This window comes from Pseudoalteromonas sp. 20-92 (genome assembly GCF_030847595.1).
In the GTDB taxonomy this organism is placed as follows: Bacteria; Pseudomonadota; Gammaproteobacteria; order Enterobacterales; family Alteromonadaceae; genus Pseudoalteromonas; species Pseudoalteromonas fuliginea.
Genome location: NZ_JANJGQ010000131.1, coordinates 1 through 212, shown reverse-complemented (window position 1 = coordinate 212; position 212 = coordinate 1). Strand labels below are relative to the sequence as shown.

At 37.7% G+C, this 212-nt stretch carries 1 protein-coding gene; it reads left to right on the top strand.

Going from position 1 to position 212, the window contains the following annotated elements:
• The coding region (locus tag NRL14_RS21035; protein ID WP_306725536.1) for an integrase core domain-containing protein at positions 1 to 212 on the top strand (212 nt) is incomplete at both ends.

Below are 212 nucleotides of genomic sequence, written 5' to 3'. Positions count from 1 at the left end.
CAAAATGCTTATGTAGAGCGGTTTAATCGCACGGTTAGGTATGACTGGCTAAGTCATTATATTTACAGTGATATTAGCGAGTTACAAGATAAAGCAACCGATTGGTTATGGACTTATAATAATCAACGCCCTAACATGGGTATAGGTGGCATAACACCCATACAAAAACTGGAAAAGTTAAACAACGGAAATTCTACAGCAACCGATTGGTT